The sequence below is a fragment of the Kitasatospora sp. GAS204B genome, assembly GCF_029892155.1.
GTDB lineage: Bacteria > Actinomycetota > Actinomycetes > Streptomycetales > Streptomycetaceae > Kitasatospora.
Map to the genome: position 1 here is coordinate 199,332 of NZ_JARZAG010000004.1, position 14,130 is coordinate 213,461.

Here is a 14,130-nt window from a genome sequence, read left to right on the forward strand (position 1 = left end):
CGTGCGGTTTGCTTTGTCCAGTCACCGAAGCGGACCGCGTCCGCCATCCGAGACGGGATCATGAATTGGCTGGTCAGACCCTTGCCGAGAAGGTGTGGAACGCACACCTGGTGAGTCGGCAGTCCGGAGAGCCGGACATCCTCTACATCGACATGCACCTGCTGCATGAGGTGACGAGCCCACAGGCGTTCGACGGGCTCGCACTGCGCGGTCGAAAGGTCCGGCACCCGGAGCTCACGCTCGCCACCGAGGACCACAATGTGCCGACCTCGGACATCTTCCGTCCTATCGCCGATCCGGTTTCCCGGGCTCAGGTCGACGCGATCCGTGAGAACTGCAGGAAATTCGGCGTGAAAATCCACGCACTGGGAGATCCCGGTCAGGGAATCGTCCATGTCATCGGTCCCGAGACGGGTCTCACCCAGCCCGGTATGACGGTGGTCTGCGGCGACTCGCACACCTCGACGCACGGCGCGTTCGGTGCGCTCGCCTTCGGCATCGGCACCAGCGAGGTCGAGCACGTCATGGCCACCCAGACGCTGCGGCTGCGCCCGTTCCGCACCATGGCCGTCAACCTGATCGGGACCCCGCAGCCCGGGGTCACCGCGAAGGACATCATCCTCGCGGTGATCGGCCGGATCGGCACCGGCGGCGGCCAGGGCCACGTCATCGAGTACCGGGGCGAGGTGCTCGCCGGGATGTCGATGGAAGCCCGGATGACCATCTGCAACATGTCGATCGAGGCGGGCGCCAGGGCCGGCATGATCGCGCCGGACGAGACCACCTTCGGCTATCTCAAGGGCCGCACCTACGCCCCGAAGGACGAGCGGTGGGACGCCGCCGTCGAATACTGGCGCACGCTGCGCACCGACGAGGACGCGGTCTTCGACCGGGTGGTCGATGTCGACATCTCCGAGCTGACCCCGTACGTCAGTTGGGGAACCAACCCGGGGCAGGTGGCCCCGCTGGCCGCCACGGTGCCCGCGCCGGGCGACTTCGCGGATCCGGTCAAGCGCGCGGCCTGCGAGCGGGCCCTGGAGTACATGGACCTGACGCCTGGTCAGCCACTGGCCGGGATCGCGGTCGACACCGTCTTCCTGGGTTCCTGCACCAACGGCCGGCTCGAGGACCTGCGGGCGGCGGCCGAGGTGTTGCGGGGCCGCAGGGTCGCCGGAGGCGTGCGGATGCTGGTCGTCCCGGGCTCGGAGCGGGTCCGCGAGGCTGCCGAACTCGAGGGTCTGCACCAGGTGTTCCTGGACGCGGGCGCGGAGTGGCGCAACGCCGGCTGCTCGATGTGCATGGCGATGAACCCGGACTTCCTGCAGCCGGGCCAGCGTGCCGCCTCCACCTCCAACCGCAACTTCGAGGGCCGGCAGGGCGCGGGCTCCCGCACCCACCTGGTCTCACCGGCGGTCGCCGCCGCCACCGCCGTCGCCGGGGCGCTCTGCTCCCCGGGTGCGCTGCCCGCCGCCGAGTCCCTCCCCGCCCAGCACACCGCCGAGGTCTGACCATGGAAGCCTTCCGTATCCACACCGGCCGGGTCCTGCCGATGCGGCGCAGCAACATCGACACCGACCAGCTGATCCCGGTCCGCTTTCTCAAGCGCCTCACCCGTACCGGCTACGCGGACGGCCTGTTCGCCGCCTGGCGCGAGGAGCCCGGCTTCGAGCTCGACCGGCCCGAGTACCAGGGCGCGACCGTCCTGGTCGCGGGACCCGAGTTCGGCACCGGCTCGTCCCGGGAGCACGCCGTCTGGTCGCTGCTCGACCACGGCTTCCGGGTGGTGATCTCCTCCCGCTTCGCCGACATCTTCCGCGGCAACTCGCTCAAGAACGGCCTGCTGACGATCCAGTTGGACCAGGAGGTCGTGGAGGCCCTCTGGGAGCGTGCCGAGCAGGCCCCCGACCAGCCGGTCACGGTCGACCTGGAGGCCCTCCAGGTGCGCGCCGCGGACCTGACCGTCGACTTCGAGCTCGACCCCTACCACCGCATGCGCCTGCTGGAAGGCCTCGACGAGATCGACGCCACCCTGCGGTACGAGGACGCCGTCCGGGCCTTCGAGGCCACCCGGCCCAGCTGGTTGCCGACGGTCGAGGTCGCCTGAATCCACACCGACAACGGCAGAAAGGGGGGAACCATGCTCAGCGGCGTCAGGGGATTCACCGCCTACCGCATCCTGTCCCGTAGCTACTTCCACCTGACCATCCTCTTCGTCTACTTCTACGACCGGCAGCTGTCCATCCCCGCCGTCGAGGCCGTCCTGGCGGTCTACGGGGCCGCCCTGGCCCTCGCCGGACCGGTGGTCCGCCCGATCGCGGCCCGGCTCAGCCTCACCGCGACGGTCGGGCTGGGCGAGGCGCTCAAGGCGCTCGGCCTGCTGCTGCTGGCCGCGCCCGGTGGCACGCCGGTCGCGGTGGTGGCACAGATCATCGCCGCGCTCGGCTTCTCGCTGGCCAGTGGCACTGACTCGGCGCTGCTCTCGGAGCTCTGCCGCCGGGACGGCGAGGACGCCCGCGGCTGGGAGAGCCGCAGCGGCTCGCTGACCTTCATCGCGGCACTGATCGCCGGCATCGCCGGCGCGGTGCTCTACCAGGTGGGGCGTGAACTGCCCTTCATCCTCTCGGCGGTGATGTCGGCGCTGGCCGCGATCGTCGTGGTGAGCGTCGGGCGCGGGCTGGAGCACGTCGCCGCCCCGGCCGGGAAGCCCTCGCAGGCGGCCGCCGGGCGAGCGGGGTTCGGCCCGGTGCTGCGGTGGAGCGCCTTCTACACCGTGGTCCGCGGCTCGGTGCTCGCCCTCTTCATCGGGTTCCTGCCCTACTTGCTGTACGTGCGACTGCACGCCTCACTGCCGGTGTTCGGGCTGATCCTCGGCTCGTACACGCTCAGCGGCTACTTCAGCGCCCGCTTCGCCAAGCCGCTGGTCGAGCGGCTCGGGGCGCGCGGGACGGCCGTGGTGTCCGTGGGCCTGACCGGTCTCGGGCTGCTGGTGCTCCTCTGGCAAGAGAACGTCGCCGGGGCAGCCGTGGCCACGGTGGCGCTCGGCGCCGGTGTCGGTGGCGTGCGGCCCATGGTGGTCGGTGCGGTGAACGCGGCGCTGGCCGACCGTCCCGCCCTCGAGCGGGCCGCCGCGCTGCGCGGCAACGAGGCGCGGTTCGCCGCCTTCAACACGCTGCTGATCCTGCTGGCCGGCGTGGCCCTGGACCGGGTTCCGTTCTCGCACCTGGTGGCCGGCATCGCCGCCGGCTACCTGGCGGTGGCGGCGATCGTCCTGGTCGCGCTGCCCCGCCCGCACGCGGCGGCCGCTCCGGCGGCCCAGCCCGCGACGGCTTCCTGAAACCTGACGCTTCATCACTTATCAAGAAAGGCACACATCATGGCCGACATCCGGCACCGGGCCGCGCTCAGCAACGCCCTCGCCCAGGAGATTCTCGCCGCAGCCGTGCAGGCGGCGGAGGGGCTCGGCATCCCCTCCGCCATCGCGGTGGTCGACGAGTCCGGGCACCTGAACGCCTTCGCCCGGATGGACGGGGCGGCGCTGCTCACCATCGACATCGCCCAGGACAAGGCGTACACCGCGGCCGGCTTCGGCCTCGGCACCGACTCCTGGCACGAGTTCGTCAAGGACGACGCACCGCTCGCCATGGGCGCCCCGACCGGGATCCGCCGCCTGATCGTCTTCGGCGGCGGGCTCCCGATCAGCGTGGACGGCCAGGTCGTCGGCGGCGTGGGCGTCAGCGGCGGCCACTGGTCGGACGACGTCAAGATCGCGAAGGCCGCGCTCGACGTCCTCTCCTGACTCCGTCCCCTGACGCCGTTTCCTGGCTCCGTCTCCTGACTCCGCGGGGGCTCTGCGCCTCCTGCGGTCCGGTGGTGCGGCCGGTACCCCCGGCCGGCCGCACCACCATCTCCAACCAACACACCTGTGAACAGAAGGACTTGACCATCATGACCGTCACCACGCCCGAGACCGTCACCGCCGAGGCCATCGCCGCGCACCTGAAGGAGTTCATCGTGGACTCGCTCTTCATCGACATCGACCCGAGCGAGATCGGCGACGACTCGCTGCTCGGTACCGAGATCGGTGTCGACTCGCTCGGCTTCGCCGAGCTCATGGCCCACCTGGAGGACACCTACTCGATCGCCATCTCGGACGGCGAGTTCCTGCCCGAGAACTTCGCCACCGTCCAGCGCATCGTCGGCCTGGTCCTCGGCAAGCTCGGCGGCGCGGCGCCGAACGCCGCCTGACGACACGTCACACTGAGGGGGACAGTCAAATGATCATCAATGTGGAGCATCCGGTCGAGGATGTCGAGGTGGACGAGTTCGAGGTGGTCCACTTCGCCAACTACGTGCGCTGGTACGGGGCCGCGCTGAAGGAGTTCCTGGCCCGCTACAGCGAGCCGGCCGGCTTCTTCGGCGACGGGATCGAGGTCCGCGTCGCCAGGGTCCGTGCGTCGTACAGCAGTTCCGCCCGGCGCGACGACCGGGTGTCGATCTCGATCAGCCGGGTGGACAACCAGGGCCGATCGCTGCGCCTGCACTTCCGCGCCGAGGCCCGGGGCGAGCTGCTCGCCCGCGCCGAGCTGAACCTGGTCTTCGTCCGGACCGAACCGTACGGCCTGGTCCGGGTACCGCAGGCGCTCGCCGCCCGGCTGGCCGCCGAGCAGGCCGAGTCGGCCGCCCGGCGCGACCCAGCGGGGAGAGCCGCATGAACGGCGCTACCGCTCGCACGGTCGCCGTGGCCGCCGCAGGCGCGGTCACCTGCCTCGGCGACTCGGTCGAGTCGACCTGGTCGGGCCTGCTGGCCGGCCGGACCGGTCTCGGTCCGATCGACCTCTTCTCCGTCGAGAACCGCCGCAGCGCGACCGGCGGCGTCGTCCCCGGCCACGCCGGACTGCGCGGCGGGGCCCGGCTGGCAAAGCTCTGCACCGGTGCCCTGGCGGCGGCGCTCGGCGACGCGGCCGAGGCAGGCCTGACCGCCGAGCAACTGGCCGAGGCCTGGGTGGTGCTGGGGATCAGCCTCGGCGACATCTTCGAGCAGACCGGCCTGGACGTCGAACTCGACCACTTCTGGGAGGAGGTGGCCAGGCCGCTCGGCCTCACCGGACCGGTGATCCCGCTCTCCTCCGCCTGCTCCTCGGGCACCGACGCGGTGGCCTACGGCGCCGACCTGGTCACCTCGGGCGCCGCCCGGGTGGTGCTGGCCATCGGCCTGGACTCGCTGGAGCCCGGCAAGTTCACCGGTCACTCCGGTCTCAAGACGATGTCCCCGGACCGCTGCCGCCCCTACGACGCCGAGTCCGACGGAACGACCCTCGCCGAGGGTGCCTGCTGCCTGGTGCTCACCGCCGGCGGACTGCTCCGCGAAGAGCCGCTCGGCTGGGTCCGGGGCTGGGCCGCCTCCACCGACGTGGAGTCGCTGACCTCTCCCGACATGTCGGGCCGCAACGCCTCCCGCATGATCGCCGAGGCGCTGGCCATGGCGAAGGCGGACGCCGGCCAGGTGGGTTACCTGAACGGCCACGGCTCCGGCACTCCGGTCAACGACGAGATGGAGGCGGCCGTGTACCGCGCCGTCTTCCCAGCCCTGGACGTGCCGGTCTCGGCCACCAAGGGCGCGCTGGGGCACACCCTCGGCGCCACCGGCACGGTCGAGGCGCTGGCCACCGTCCTGGCGCTGCGTGAGCGGACCGCCCCGCCGACCGCGGGTCTGCGCGAGCCGCACCCGCGCTGGGCGGGCGTGCCGCTGGTCACCGACAGCCCGGCCGAGCTGGACGACCGCGAGCTGGGCGTCAGCGTCACCTACGGCTTCGGCGGGGCCAACTCCTGCCTGGTCGTGGCCGGCGGTGCCCGATGAGCCGCGTACTGGTGATCACCGGTGCGAGTGGCCTGGTCGGCGCCGAGCTGACCGCCGCGCTGCTGCCCCGGTTCGACCGGGTGCTGGCGCTGAGCCGGGGAGCCGCCGATCTCGGCGCGCTGCGGGCCGCGGTCCGCGCGGCCCGCCCCGGCGGGGCCGAGGAGACCCGGTTGCTGGACCGTCTCGATGCCATGCCGGTGGGCGAGTTGAGCCGCGGGGCGCTCGCCGCCCGGGGCATCGACGAGATCGCCCAGGTGTGGAACGTGGCGGCGGAGCTCTCGTACGACCACGCCAGGCTGCGCGAGACGGTGGCGGCCAACACCGCTGCCCCGTTGCGGCTGCTCGACCTCTGCCGTCCGACGGAGCGGTTCTTCCAGATCTCGACCGTCGGCGTCACCGGACCCGGCCGGCGCGGCCTGCGCCGGGTGATCCGCGAGGAAGCGCTGTGGGAGGTCGACGCGGTCAACCCGTACGTCGTCGCCAAGCTGATGGCCGAACACCTGCTCGACGCACGCGGCGAGGCGACCGGACATCCCGTCAGCTCGCTGCGGATCGGCTCGGTGCTCGGACCCGCGCACCGCGCGCCGGTGCGCCGCAACCGGGCCGGCTACTTCACCCTGGCCGAGATGACGGCCCGCGCCCTGCGCTCAGGCCGACCGCTCTCCCTGGACGTCGACCCGGCGGGCACCCCGCCGCTGCTGCACGTCGACGATTTGGCCGCCGCCTGCCGCGAGCTCGCCGAGCGGGCGCGGACCGGCGCCGAGGTCCACGGCTACTACCACCTGGGCGACCAGCGGCTGACCAACCAGGCGGCCGCCGCGGCGGTCAACGCCGAGCTCGGTGCCGAGGTGCTGCGCATCGGCGAGCACCGCACCGCGCTCGACCGGGCGCACGCCGCGGTCAACGCGGACAACCTCGCCTTCATGGACTGCGCGTTCACCTTCGACCGCACGGTGCTGGAGTCCCACCTCCCGCCGCTGGCCACCCCGCGCGTCAACGCCGCCTCCTACGCCGGGTTCCTGGCGCGCGAGGTGCGTGGCGCGGGTGCTGCCACCGCCGCGAGGAGGGCCGCGTGACGCCCCGGGTGCTGGGCGCACCGCTGACCGTGACCCCGGTGGCCGACGGCCACGGCGGCTGGTCGGCCGAGCTGGAACTGGACCCGGACTGGCCGATCTTCGCGGAGCACTTCCCGGGCAACCCGATGTTCCCCGGCTCGCTCACCGTCCGGCTGATGTCCGCCCTGGCGGAGAGTGCCCTCGGCGCGGCTCGGTACGAGGTGCGGGAGGTCCGGTTCGGCACCGCCCTGGTGCCACCGGCCGTGGTCCGGCTCCGCGCGGTGCCGGACCCGGCGCGGACCGACACGCTGCGTTGCCAGGTCCTGCTGTCCACCACCGACGGAGAAACCGTCGCCGCCCGAGGGGAGGTCACCCGCCATGTCCACCGATGAAGCCGAGTCCACCGATGAAGCCGAGTCCGCCAGCGAAGCCGAGTCCACCAGTCAGTCCGGGACCCGGCCCGTCGTCATCGTGACCGGCGGTGCCCGGGGCATCGGCCGGGCCGTCGTCGAACGGCTGGCCGGCGCCGGGTACGACGTCGAGTTCACCTATCTGACGTCGCGTCAGGCCGCCGACGAAGTGGTCGCGGCCACCGAGGGCCGGGCCAGGGCCTCCCGGGTCGACGGCCGCGATCCGGTGCAGGTCGCCGATTTCGTGGCCGCTGCGGCCGGCCGGGGTGCGCTGCAGGCGCTGGTCAACAACCAGGGGCTGACCATCGACAAGCTGGTCGGGCAGGTCACCTGGACCGACCTGGAGGAGCTGCTGGTCACCAACCTGGGCAGCGCCGTCACCTTCACCCACGCGGTACTGCCGCACCTGATCCGGGGCCGCCGGGGGGACGTCGTCTTCATCTCATCCCAGGCCCGGCGCAACGCCCGGGTGGGCAACGCGATGTACGGCGTCTCCAAGGCCGCGCTGACCCGTTACGCGGCCAACATCGCGCTGGAGGGCGCCCGGTTCAACGTGCTCGCCAATGTCGTCGAGCCCGGATTCGTCGAGACCGACCTGACCCGCAGCATGCTGACCGGCAAGGCCCGGCAGAAGTACCTGCTGGAGATACCGCTGCGCCGCCTGACCCGGCCGCGTGACGTGGCCGAGGTGGTGGAGGCCCTGGTGCTGCGCCGCCCGTCCCTGGTCGGCGCGGTGCTGCCGGTCGCCGGAGGTGCCCAGCTGTGATCACCGAACGAGGGGAACGAGAGATGCTCACCGCCGAACAGCCCACGCCGGTCCGGGCGGCCGGCCTGCTCGCCGGCCGGCGCGGGCTGGTGCTGGGCGTGGTCAACCAGCGCTCCATCGCCTGGGGGATCGCCGAGCGGCTGGCCGCCGAGGGTGCCGAGCTCGGCTTCACCTACCGCAGCAGGTCGGCCGGGCAGTGGTTGGCCCGCGCCACTCCGAGGCTCGGCGGGCAGCCGTGGCTGTACCGGTGCGATGTCAACGATGACGGCGAACTGGCCTCCGTCGGCGACGAGTTCGCCAAGGCCGGCGGTGCCAGGGCCGGTAGTGCCGGAGACGGTGCTGCCGAGGCTGGTGGCGTCGAGGGCGGGAAGATCGACTTCGTGGTGCACGCCGTGGCCCACGGCGACCGCGAGGAGTTGGCCGGCGGCCTGGCTTCGACCAGCCGCAAGGGATTCACCGAGTGCATGGAGTCCTCGGTCTACTCGCTGATCGGCCTGACCGGCGCGCTGCGCCCCCACCTCTCGGACCGGGCAAGCATCCTGACGCTCTCCTACCTGGGCTCCGAGCGGGTCTGCCACGGCTACAACGTCCTCGGCGTGGCCAAGGCCGCGCTGGAGTCCGCGGCCCGCTACCTGGCGGCCGAACTGGGGCCGCAGGGCACCCGGGTGAACGTGCTCTCCGCCGGGCCGATGCGCACGCTGGCCACCTTCGGGCTGCCGAACTTCTCGGCCTCGATGTCCCAGCGTGCCGGACGCAGTCCGCTCGGCCGGGCGATCAACACGGCGGACGTCGCGGGCACCGCGCTCTACCTGCTCAGCGACCTGTCCTCGGGGGTGACCGGCGAGACCGTCTACGTCGACGCCGGCTACCACATCATGGGCACCTGGCCGGGCGAGCCGAGCCATGACTGAGCTGCTCAGTGCGCCCGCCCGCACGGCGACCGGCTGGTTCCTCGCCCTGTGCGGGCCGCTGGAGACCGCTACCGACGCGGACGGCCACATCACCGCCCGGGCCGACTACCTCCAGCCGCCCGACCTGCCGGCGCAGGCCCTGGAGGCGCTCGCCCTGGAGGCGCTGCACCAGATCAGCTGCCGGCTGGCCGCGCTGGCCAGGGGAGCGGAGCGCTGCGTACCGGCCCGGCTGGTGGAGTTCCGGGCCGTCGACGCGGTCGACGCCGTCGATGTCGGCGAGTCCGGCGCACCCGCCGAGCAGGGCGTGCTCCGGGCCCGGCTGCTGAGGTCGGGCCTGCTGTCCACCGTGGCGGCCTCGCTCGTCCACGGTTCCACCACGTACCACGCGACCGTCTGCGCCCAGGAGATCAGGGGAAGGTGAACATGAACGCAGTTGTCTTCGACGGCCTGCCCGGCCTCTACCGGCTCGGCCGGGCCGTGGTGCTCGCCACCCCAGGCCGACTGGACGCGGTCCATGCGGTGGCGACCGCGACCGCGGTGACCGAGGTGTCCCAGCGCAAGCTGCGCGGCCGGCTCGATCCGGCCTCGCTGCTGGCCGAGCTGGCCGCGACCGAGCTCGCCGCCGTGCAGCCGTCCGCCGCCGAACCGGCCAGGCGCGGGGTCTTCCTCGCCAGCCGGCGCGGCAACCAGGAGTCGGTGCGCCGATTCTCCGGGGAACTGGCCTCGGGGCGGCGCAGCCCCGCCACCTTCTCCGGCGCCGGGTACAACATCGTGGCGCAGAGCGCGGCCCGCGCGCTGCCCGCGCACGGCCCGTCCGTCGTGCTGGCCGGACGCCGGGCGAGCCTGGACGGGGCGCTCTTCCTGGCGGCCCTGCGGCTGCGGTCCGGGGCGGTCGACACCGCCTACACCGGCCTGGTCGGCTGGGTGCCGGGGGAGGGCGGGCCGGCCGGCGGTGAAGGTCTGTGCGTGCTCACCACCCTGACCAGGGCAGCTGCCCTGCCCGAGGCGGAGGAGCCGCACCGGATCGACCCGAGCGCCGCCTTCGAGGCGACCCGGGCCGGTGCCCGTCCGCTCGGGGAGCTCGGGCCCGAGGAGGTCGCGGCGCTGCGCCGGATCGACGCGGCCGCCGGAGCGCCGGTCCTGGTGGGTGCCGCATGACCGCGCCCATCCTGAGCAGCCCGGACCGGACGACCGCCTGGATCCACCCGCAGGCCGAGCTGGTCGAGCACCGGGCCGCCGGGGTCCGGGTGCTGCGCAGCGCCGATCTGCTGGAACTGGTCGAGCACCGGGCCGCGGACTGGCAGCGGCTCGGGCTCGCCCCGGGGGAGCGGGTGATCGTCGCCACCGGCAGCAGGCTCGGCACGCTGCTGGACGTCGCCTCGGCCTGGGACCTGGGGCTGGTCCCGGTGCTGCTCTCGGACAGCCTCGCACCCGAGAGTTACCGCATCCTCGCCGAGCACACCGGCGCGGCAGCCGTGCGGGCGACCCCCGCCGCCGCGCGCTCCTGGTCCGCCGGCCCGGCCCGACCACTGCCCGGACGGGACCAGGACGCGGTCCTGCTGGACCTGCGCGGCGACGGCGGACCACGGACGACCCCGGATGGCCCGGACGTCCCGGCCGAGGAGCCCACCCTGGTGCTGGCCACCTCCGGCAGTACCGGCCTCCCCAAGGCCGTGGTGCACCGCCGGTCGAGCCTGCTGCACAACGCCGCCATGCACTGGTCCAGCGTCGGGGAACCGCGACCCGGTGACCGCTATCTGCTGTCCCAGTCGCTGTTCTTCTCCTCGGCCTTCGTCTGCGGCGTGCTGGGCGTCCTGGCCCGGGGCATGCAACTCTCGCTGCTGGAGCCGCCGTTCGCGGTGACGGCGTGGGCAGAGGTGGCCGCCCGGCGGGAGATCACGCACACCGCGCTCACCCCGCACCTGCTGATGCGGCTGCTCACGGCCGGCGTGGAGCTGCCCGGCAGCCTGCGTCAGGTCACGGTCGGCGGCGACCGCCTGGGCCGTACGGCGGTCGGCGAGCTGCGCCGCAGCGGGGTCCGGGAGATCTTCACCACCTACGGCCTGACGGAGGCGGGCCCCCGGGTGGCCACCAACCGGCTGGGCGAGGACCCGACGGACTGGGACACCCTCGGGGAGCCGCTGCCCGGCGTGGAACTGCGCCTGGCCGACGGCGACGCGGGCCCCGGCGAGTTGCTGGTCCGGACGCCGACCGCGCAGGCCGGGTGCTACCGCGAGGGCAGCTTCGCGGGCTGGCCGGCCGGGACCGAGGTGCCCACCGGCGACCTCGGTGAGCTGACCTCGACGGGCCGGATCCGGCTGGTCGGCCGGGCCCGTCGGGTCGCGTCGGTCGCCGGGGAGAAGATCTACCTGGGCCTGGTGGAAAGGGTGTTGGGCGAGCACCCGGCGGTCGGTGCGGCGCTGGTCGCGCTCGACGCGGACGGTGTGCTCGCCGCCAGCATCCTGCCCCGGAGCGGCGCGGCCGTGTCGCCGCAGGACCTGCGCGGGTGGTGCCGCGGACGGCTGCGCGCGGTCGAGATCCCGCGCCGGTTCACCGCCGTCGATGCCGGCACCCGGCTGAGCAAGTAACGGCCGGCCGGCATCAATCAACTGACACAACGTCAACCGACTGACACAGATCGAAACTGACAGAGCATCAAGAGAGGCTGAAGCCATGAGCACTGCCAATCCCACCCAGGCCGTCGGGAAGGTCGTCCACCCCACCGACGACAATCTGCGGGTCGCCGCCGAGCTGATCACCAACGGTGGTGTGGTGGTGGCCCCGTCGGACACCAACCTGGCGCTGACCCTGGACCCGTGGAACCGTGCCGCGGTCGAGCGCGCCTTCGCCATCAAGCGCCGGCCGCCGACCTCGCCGCTGACCCTGTTCGTCCGTGACCCGCAGGACTGGCGGGACTACACCGTCGTCCCGCAGTCGCTGGTGACCCCGGTGGAGCGGCTGACCGCGGCCTTCTGGCCGGGCCCGTTCAACATCATCCTGCCGCGCAACACCCGGGTCCCGGACCACCTGGTCTGCGGCGGTCCGACCGTCGCGATCGGCTGCCTGTCCAACCCCACCATCCAGCGCCTGCTGGAGTTCACCCAGAAGCCGGTCGCGATGACCTCGGCCAACCTGTCCGGCCAGGCCGACGGTGTGCTGGTGGACCTGGACCTGGCGGTCACTCAGATCGGCGAGGCCGTCGACCTGGTGATCCGCGGCGGCAACCAGGGCACCACGCTGTCCTCCACCATCGTGACCCTGGTGGACGGCCGGTTCCGGATCCAGCGCGCCGGCGATGTCACCGCCGAGCAGATTCGCGCTGCCCTGGGCGACCGGGCCGATCTGCTGGCCGCCTGACGGACCGGAAGTATCCGTCAGGCGGCAGGTGCCTGGAGGGGCCGGAGGAGTCCGACGGGGTGGGAGGGTCGTCCTTCCACCCCTCGGGGCGCTCCGGCGAGCCGTCAGGCGGCGGCCGGCGACCCTTCCAGTCGCAGCTCCGGCAGGGCCTCGGGCCGGGCCAGGTTCGGCAGGACCAGTTCCCACATCGAGGTGATCCGTCGGTCCAGATCCTGGCGGCCGCTGAGCACCTCCGCGATCAGCTGGATCCCGGTGAACATGCCGACCAGGGCCTCGGCCGCGGCGTCGACGTCCACCCCGTCCCGCAGGGCGTCCTCCTCGCGGGCCACCAGCAGCAGCGCGCGCACGCCGGCGATCCACTGGAGGTAGGGCGTGGGGTCGGGGCTGGAGAAGGAGCCGTACTCGATGACCAGCCGGACGGCGCCGCGCGCGATGGGATCGGTCCGCAGGCCGTGCGCGAAGCGGTGCGACAGGTCGATCAGCCCCTGAAGCCCGGAGCCCTCGGCGCTCTCGCCGCCCGCCAGCCAGTTCGCCTGCTCCGCCACGACGGCCTTGGCGAGGTCCTCCTTGGACGAGAAGTGGAAGTAGACCGCGCCCTTGGTCACCCCGGCGGTCGCCAGGATCTGCGCCATGCTGGCGCTCGCGTAGCCGTGTTCGGCGAACACCTGGGCCGCCGCTTCGAGCACTTTCGATCGGGTCTGGACCGCTCGCTCCTGTTGTGCCATGACTCTTCTTTCCGAGGGTGTGGGGAGATTCGGTGCGAGCTCCACTGCTAGAAACCGCACGGTAGGTACTTTACTCTGCGTGGTTCAGCGTCACCAGGCCACGGAAGTCGTGCTCCGCCCCACCAGCGCGGCGGCCACCGCCACCTCGGTCCCGGCCAGGCCCACCGAACAGAACACGGTCAGCTCGTCGGCCGCGGTCCGGCCCGGGTGCGCCCCCGCCACCACCTCGCCCAGCTCCACCACGCGCCGCTGGTCGAAGAGGCTGTCCGCGGCCAGCTGCGCCCGGGAGTCCGTGCACACGGCGTCGGCCCGGGACCGCAGGTCAGGCGGGATCTCGTGCCGCTCGACGCCCTTGAGGCCGAGCGTCTGCAGATGGGTACCGGGCGAGAGCCAGGAGGTCTCGATCACCGGCACCTCGCTGCTGGTCGCCAGCACGACGATATCCCGCTCCCGCACCGCCTCCGAAGCATCGGCCGCGACCCGCACCGGGAGGCCGAACTCCCGTTCCGCCCGGGCGGCGAAGCGCGACGCGCTGGTCCGGCTGCGCGAACAGACGACTACTTCGTCAAGTTCACGGACCGTGCGGATCGCCCAGAGCTGGGCCCAGGCCTGCGGACCGGCGCCGACCAGCCCGATCGACCGGGCCTGCGGCCGGGCCCACAGATCGACCGCGACGGCCCCGATCGCCCCGGTCCGCCGGGCGCCCAGCTGATGGCCGGTGACCAGAGCCCGCAGCGATCGCCGGGGCGTGTCCCAGAGCGCGACCAGTTGCTCGGATCCGCTCAGCGTGTCGTACACCCGGAAGCCGTGCCACTCGCCGTCCAACTGCCCGGCGGTGAAGACCAGATCACCCCCGTTCAGCTCCGCGTGCACCCGCGCGGGGGCGCTGAGTCCGCCGCTGTGGTGCGCGAGCAGGGCCTGGCGGACCGCGGTGATGGCGGTGGCCGGGTCGAGCCGGGCCCGGACGTCGGCGTCCGAGAGTAGAAGGGGAGGCATCCGACGATTCTCCACCGGCTCCGTGGGGCGCGGAAGGGCGCTGCTGGTCCGCG

At 72.8% G+C, this 14,130-nt stretch carries 17 protein-coding genes; 15 read left to right on the forward strand and 2 right to left on the reverse strand.

Going from position 1 to position 14,130, the window contains the following annotated elements; genetic code table 11:
- Positions 1 to 65 precede the first annotated feature (65 nt).
- The 15 genes from leuC (at position 66) to P3T41_RS07870 (ending at position 12,356) form a co-directional block, all read left to right on the forward strand.
- The gene (leuC, locus tag P3T41_RS07800) at positions 66 to 1,508 is read left to right on the forward strand and encodes a 3-isopropylmalate dehydratase large subunit (RefSeq protein WP_280688853.1); all 1,443 of its coding nucleotides are present in this window, start codon (positions 66 to 68) and stop codon (positions 1,506 to 1,508) included.
- Positions 1,509 to 1,510: 2 nt separating this feature from the next.
- A complete protein-coding gene (gene leuD / locus P3T41_RS07805) occupies positions 1,511 to 2,104 on the forward strand; it encodes a 3-isopropylmalate dehydratase small subunit (RefSeq protein ID WP_280688854.1) in 594 nt (197 codons plus the stop codon).
- A 33-nt stretch (positions 2,105 to 2,137) separates the two neighbouring features.
- The gene (locus tag P3T41_RS07810; protein WP_280688855.1) at positions 2,138 to 3,334 is read left to right on the forward strand and encodes a hypothetical protein; all 1,197 of its coding nucleotides are present in this window, start codon (positions 2,138 to 2,140) and stop codon (positions 3,332 to 3,334) included.
- 39 nt (positions 3,335 to 3,373) lie between these two features.
- Complete coding sequence (locus tag P3T41_RS07815; protein WP_280688856.1) at positions 3,374 to 3,796, forward strand: heme-binding protein; 423 nt, start codon at positions 3,374 to 3,376, stop codon at positions 3,794 to 3,796.
- A 149-nt stretch (positions 3,797 to 3,945) separates the two neighbouring features.
- The gene (locus P3T41_RS07820; protein WP_280688857.1) at positions 3,946 to 4,245 is read left to right on the forward strand and encodes an acyl carrier protein; all 300 of its coding nucleotides are present in this window, start codon (positions 3,946 to 3,948) and stop codon (positions 4,243 to 4,245) included.
- Between the two features lie 29 nt (positions 4,246 to 4,274).
- On the forward strand, positions 4,275 to 4,712 hold the full coding sequence (locus P3T41_RS07825) for a thioesterase family protein (RefSeq protein WP_280688858.1): 438 nt from the start codon (positions 4,275 to 4,277) through the stop codon (positions 4,710 to 4,712).
- On the forward strand, positions 4,709 to 5,857 hold the full coding sequence (locus P3T41_RS07830; RefSeq protein ID WP_280688859.1) for a beta-ketoacyl synthase N-terminal-like domain-containing protein: 1,149 nt from the start codon (positions 4,709 to 4,711) through the stop codon (positions 5,855 to 5,857). The genes P3T41_RS07825 and P3T41_RS07830 overlap by 4 nt, the downstream gene beginning before the upstream one ends.
- Positions 5,854 to 6,933 (forward strand): NAD(P)-dependent oxidoreductase, encoded by a 1,080-nt coding sequence (locus P3T41_RS07835; protein WP_280688860.1) that lies wholly within the window; start codon positions 5,854 to 5,856, stop codon positions 6,931 to 6,933. Before P3T41_RS07830 ends, P3T41_RS07835 begins: the two co-directional genes overlap by 4 nt.
- Complete coding sequence (locus P3T41_RS07840; protein WP_280688861.1) at positions 6,930 to 7,304, forward strand: hypothetical protein; 375 nt, start codon at positions 6,930 to 6,932, stop codon at positions 7,302 to 7,304. Before P3T41_RS07835 ends, P3T41_RS07840 begins: the two co-directional genes overlap by 4 nt.
- The gene (locus P3T41_RS07845; protein WP_280688862.1) at positions 7,291 to 8,088 is read left to right on the forward strand and encodes an SDR family oxidoreductase; all 798 of its coding nucleotides are present in this window, start codon (positions 7,291 to 7,293) and stop codon (positions 8,086 to 8,088) included. Before P3T41_RS07840 ends, P3T41_RS07845 begins: the two co-directional genes overlap by 14 nt.
- Entirely contained in the window at positions 8,085 to 8,999 is a 915-nt protein-coding gene (locus tag P3T41_RS07850) for an SDR family oxidoreductase (RefSeq protein WP_280688863.1), read from the forward strand. The genes P3T41_RS07845 and P3T41_RS07850 overlap by 4 nt, the downstream gene beginning before the upstream one ends.
- Positions 8,992 to 9,420, forward strand: a complete 429-nt coding sequence (locus P3T41_RS07855) for a hypothetical protein (RefSeq protein WP_280688864.1) — start codon at positions 8,992 to 8,994, stop codon at positions 9,418 to 9,420. Before P3T41_RS07850 ends, P3T41_RS07855 begins: the two co-directional genes overlap by 8 nt.
- A gap of 2 nt (positions 9,421 to 9,422) precedes the next feature.
- Positions 9,423 to 10,157: a beta-ketoacyl synthase N-terminal-like domain-containing protein gene (locus P3T41_RS07860; RefSeq protein WP_280688865.1), complete on the forward strand. Its 735-nt coding sequence runs from the start codon at positions 9,423 to 9,425 to the stop codon at positions 10,155 to 10,157.
- Positions 10,154 to 11,587, forward strand: coding sequence for a class I adenylate-forming enzyme family protein (locus P3T41_RS07865; RefSeq protein WP_280688866.1), 1,434 nt, complete (start codon positions 10,154 to 10,156; stop codon positions 11,585 to 11,587). The genes P3T41_RS07860 and P3T41_RS07865 overlap by 4 nt, the downstream gene beginning before the upstream one ends.
- Positions 11,588 to 11,672: 85 nt before the next feature.
- A complete protein-coding gene (locus P3T41_RS07870) occupies positions 11,673 to 12,356 on the forward strand; it encodes an L-threonylcarbamoyladenylate synthase (RefSeq protein WP_280688867.1) in 684 nt (227 codons plus the stop codon).
- Between the two features lie 104 nt (positions 12,357 to 12,460).
- Here the strand turns inward: P3T41_RS07870 and P3T41_RS07875 are convergent, their stop codons facing one another.
- Positions 12,461 to 13,081 carry a ScbR family autoregulator-binding transcription factor gene (locus tag P3T41_RS07875; RefSeq protein WP_280688868.1) on the reverse strand — a complete coding sequence of 207 codons (621 nt, stop codon included), beginning with the start codon at positions 13,079 to 13,081 and terminating at the stop codon, positions 12,461 to 12,463.
- Between the two features lie 90 nt (positions 13,082 to 13,171).
- Positions 13,172 to 14,077: an ornithine cyclodeaminase family protein gene (locus tag P3T41_RS07880; protein WP_280688869.1), complete on the reverse strand. Its 906-nt coding sequence runs from the start codon at positions 14,075 to 14,077 to the stop codon at positions 13,172 to 13,174.
- Positions 14,078 to 14,130 lie beyond the last annotated feature (53 nt).

What these genes read in the sequence shown, in the direction of transcription:
- P3T41_RS07815 (WP_280688856.1), top strand. Translation starts at nt 3,374, where the DNA reads ATGGCCGACATCCGGCACCGGGCCGCGCTCAGCAACGCCCTCGCCCAG.
- P3T41_RS07870 (WP_280688867.1), top strand. Translation starts at nt 11,673, where the DNA reads ATGAGCACTGCCAATCCCACCCAGGCCGTCGGGAAGGTCGTCCACCCC.
- P3T41_RS07820 (WP_280688857.1), top strand. Translation starts at nt 3,946, where the DNA reads ATGACCGTCACCACGCCCGAGACCGTCACCGCCGAGGCCATCGCCGCG.
- P3T41_RS07810 (WP_280688855.1), top strand. Translation starts at nt 2,138, where the DNA reads ATGCTCAGCGGCGTCAGGGGATTCACCGCCTACCGCATCCTGTCCCGT.
- P3T41_RS07855 (WP_280688864.1), top strand. Translation starts at nt 8,992, where the DNA reads ATGACTGAGCTGCTCAGTGCGCCCGCCCGCACGGCGACCGGCTGGTTC.
- P3T41_RS07865 (WP_280688866.1), top strand. Translation starts at nt 10,154, where the DNA reads ATGACCGCGCCCATCCTGAGCAGCCCGGACCGGACGACCGCCTGGATC.
- P3T41_RS07880 (WP_280688869.1), bottom strand. Translation starts at nt 14,077, where the DNA reads ATGCCTCCCCTTCTACTCTCGGACGCCGACGTCCGGGCCCGGCTCGAC.
- P3T41_RS07845 (WP_280688862.1), top strand. Translation starts at nt 7,291, where the DNA reads ATGTCCACCGATGAAGCCGAGTCCACCGATGAAGCCGAGTCCGCCAGC.
- P3T41_RS07860 (WP_280688865.1), top strand. Translation starts at nt 9,423, where the DNA reads ATGAACGCAGTTGTCTTCGACGGCCTGCCCGGCCTCTACCGGCTCGGC.
- P3T41_RS07835 (WP_280688860.1), top strand. Translation starts at nt 5,854, where the DNA reads ATGAGCCGCGTACTGGTGATCACCGGTGCGAGTGGCCTGGTCGGCGCC.
- P3T41_RS07830 (WP_280688859.1), top strand. Translation starts at nt 4,709, where the DNA reads ATGAACGGCGCTACCGCTCGCACGGTCGCCGTGGCCGCCGCAGGCGCG.
- P3T41_RS07825 (WP_280688858.1), top strand. Translation starts at nt 4,275, where the DNA reads ATGATCATCAATGTGGAGCATCCGGTCGAGGATGTCGAGGTGGACGAG.
- leuD (WP_280688854.1), top strand. Translation starts at nt 1,511, where the DNA reads ATGGAAGCCTTCCGTATCCACACCGGCCGGGTCCTGCCGATGCGGCGC.
- P3T41_RS07875 (WP_280688868.1), bottom strand. Translation starts at nt 13,081, where the DNA reads ATGGCACAACAGGAGCGAGCGGTCCAGACCCGATCGAAAGTGCTCGAA.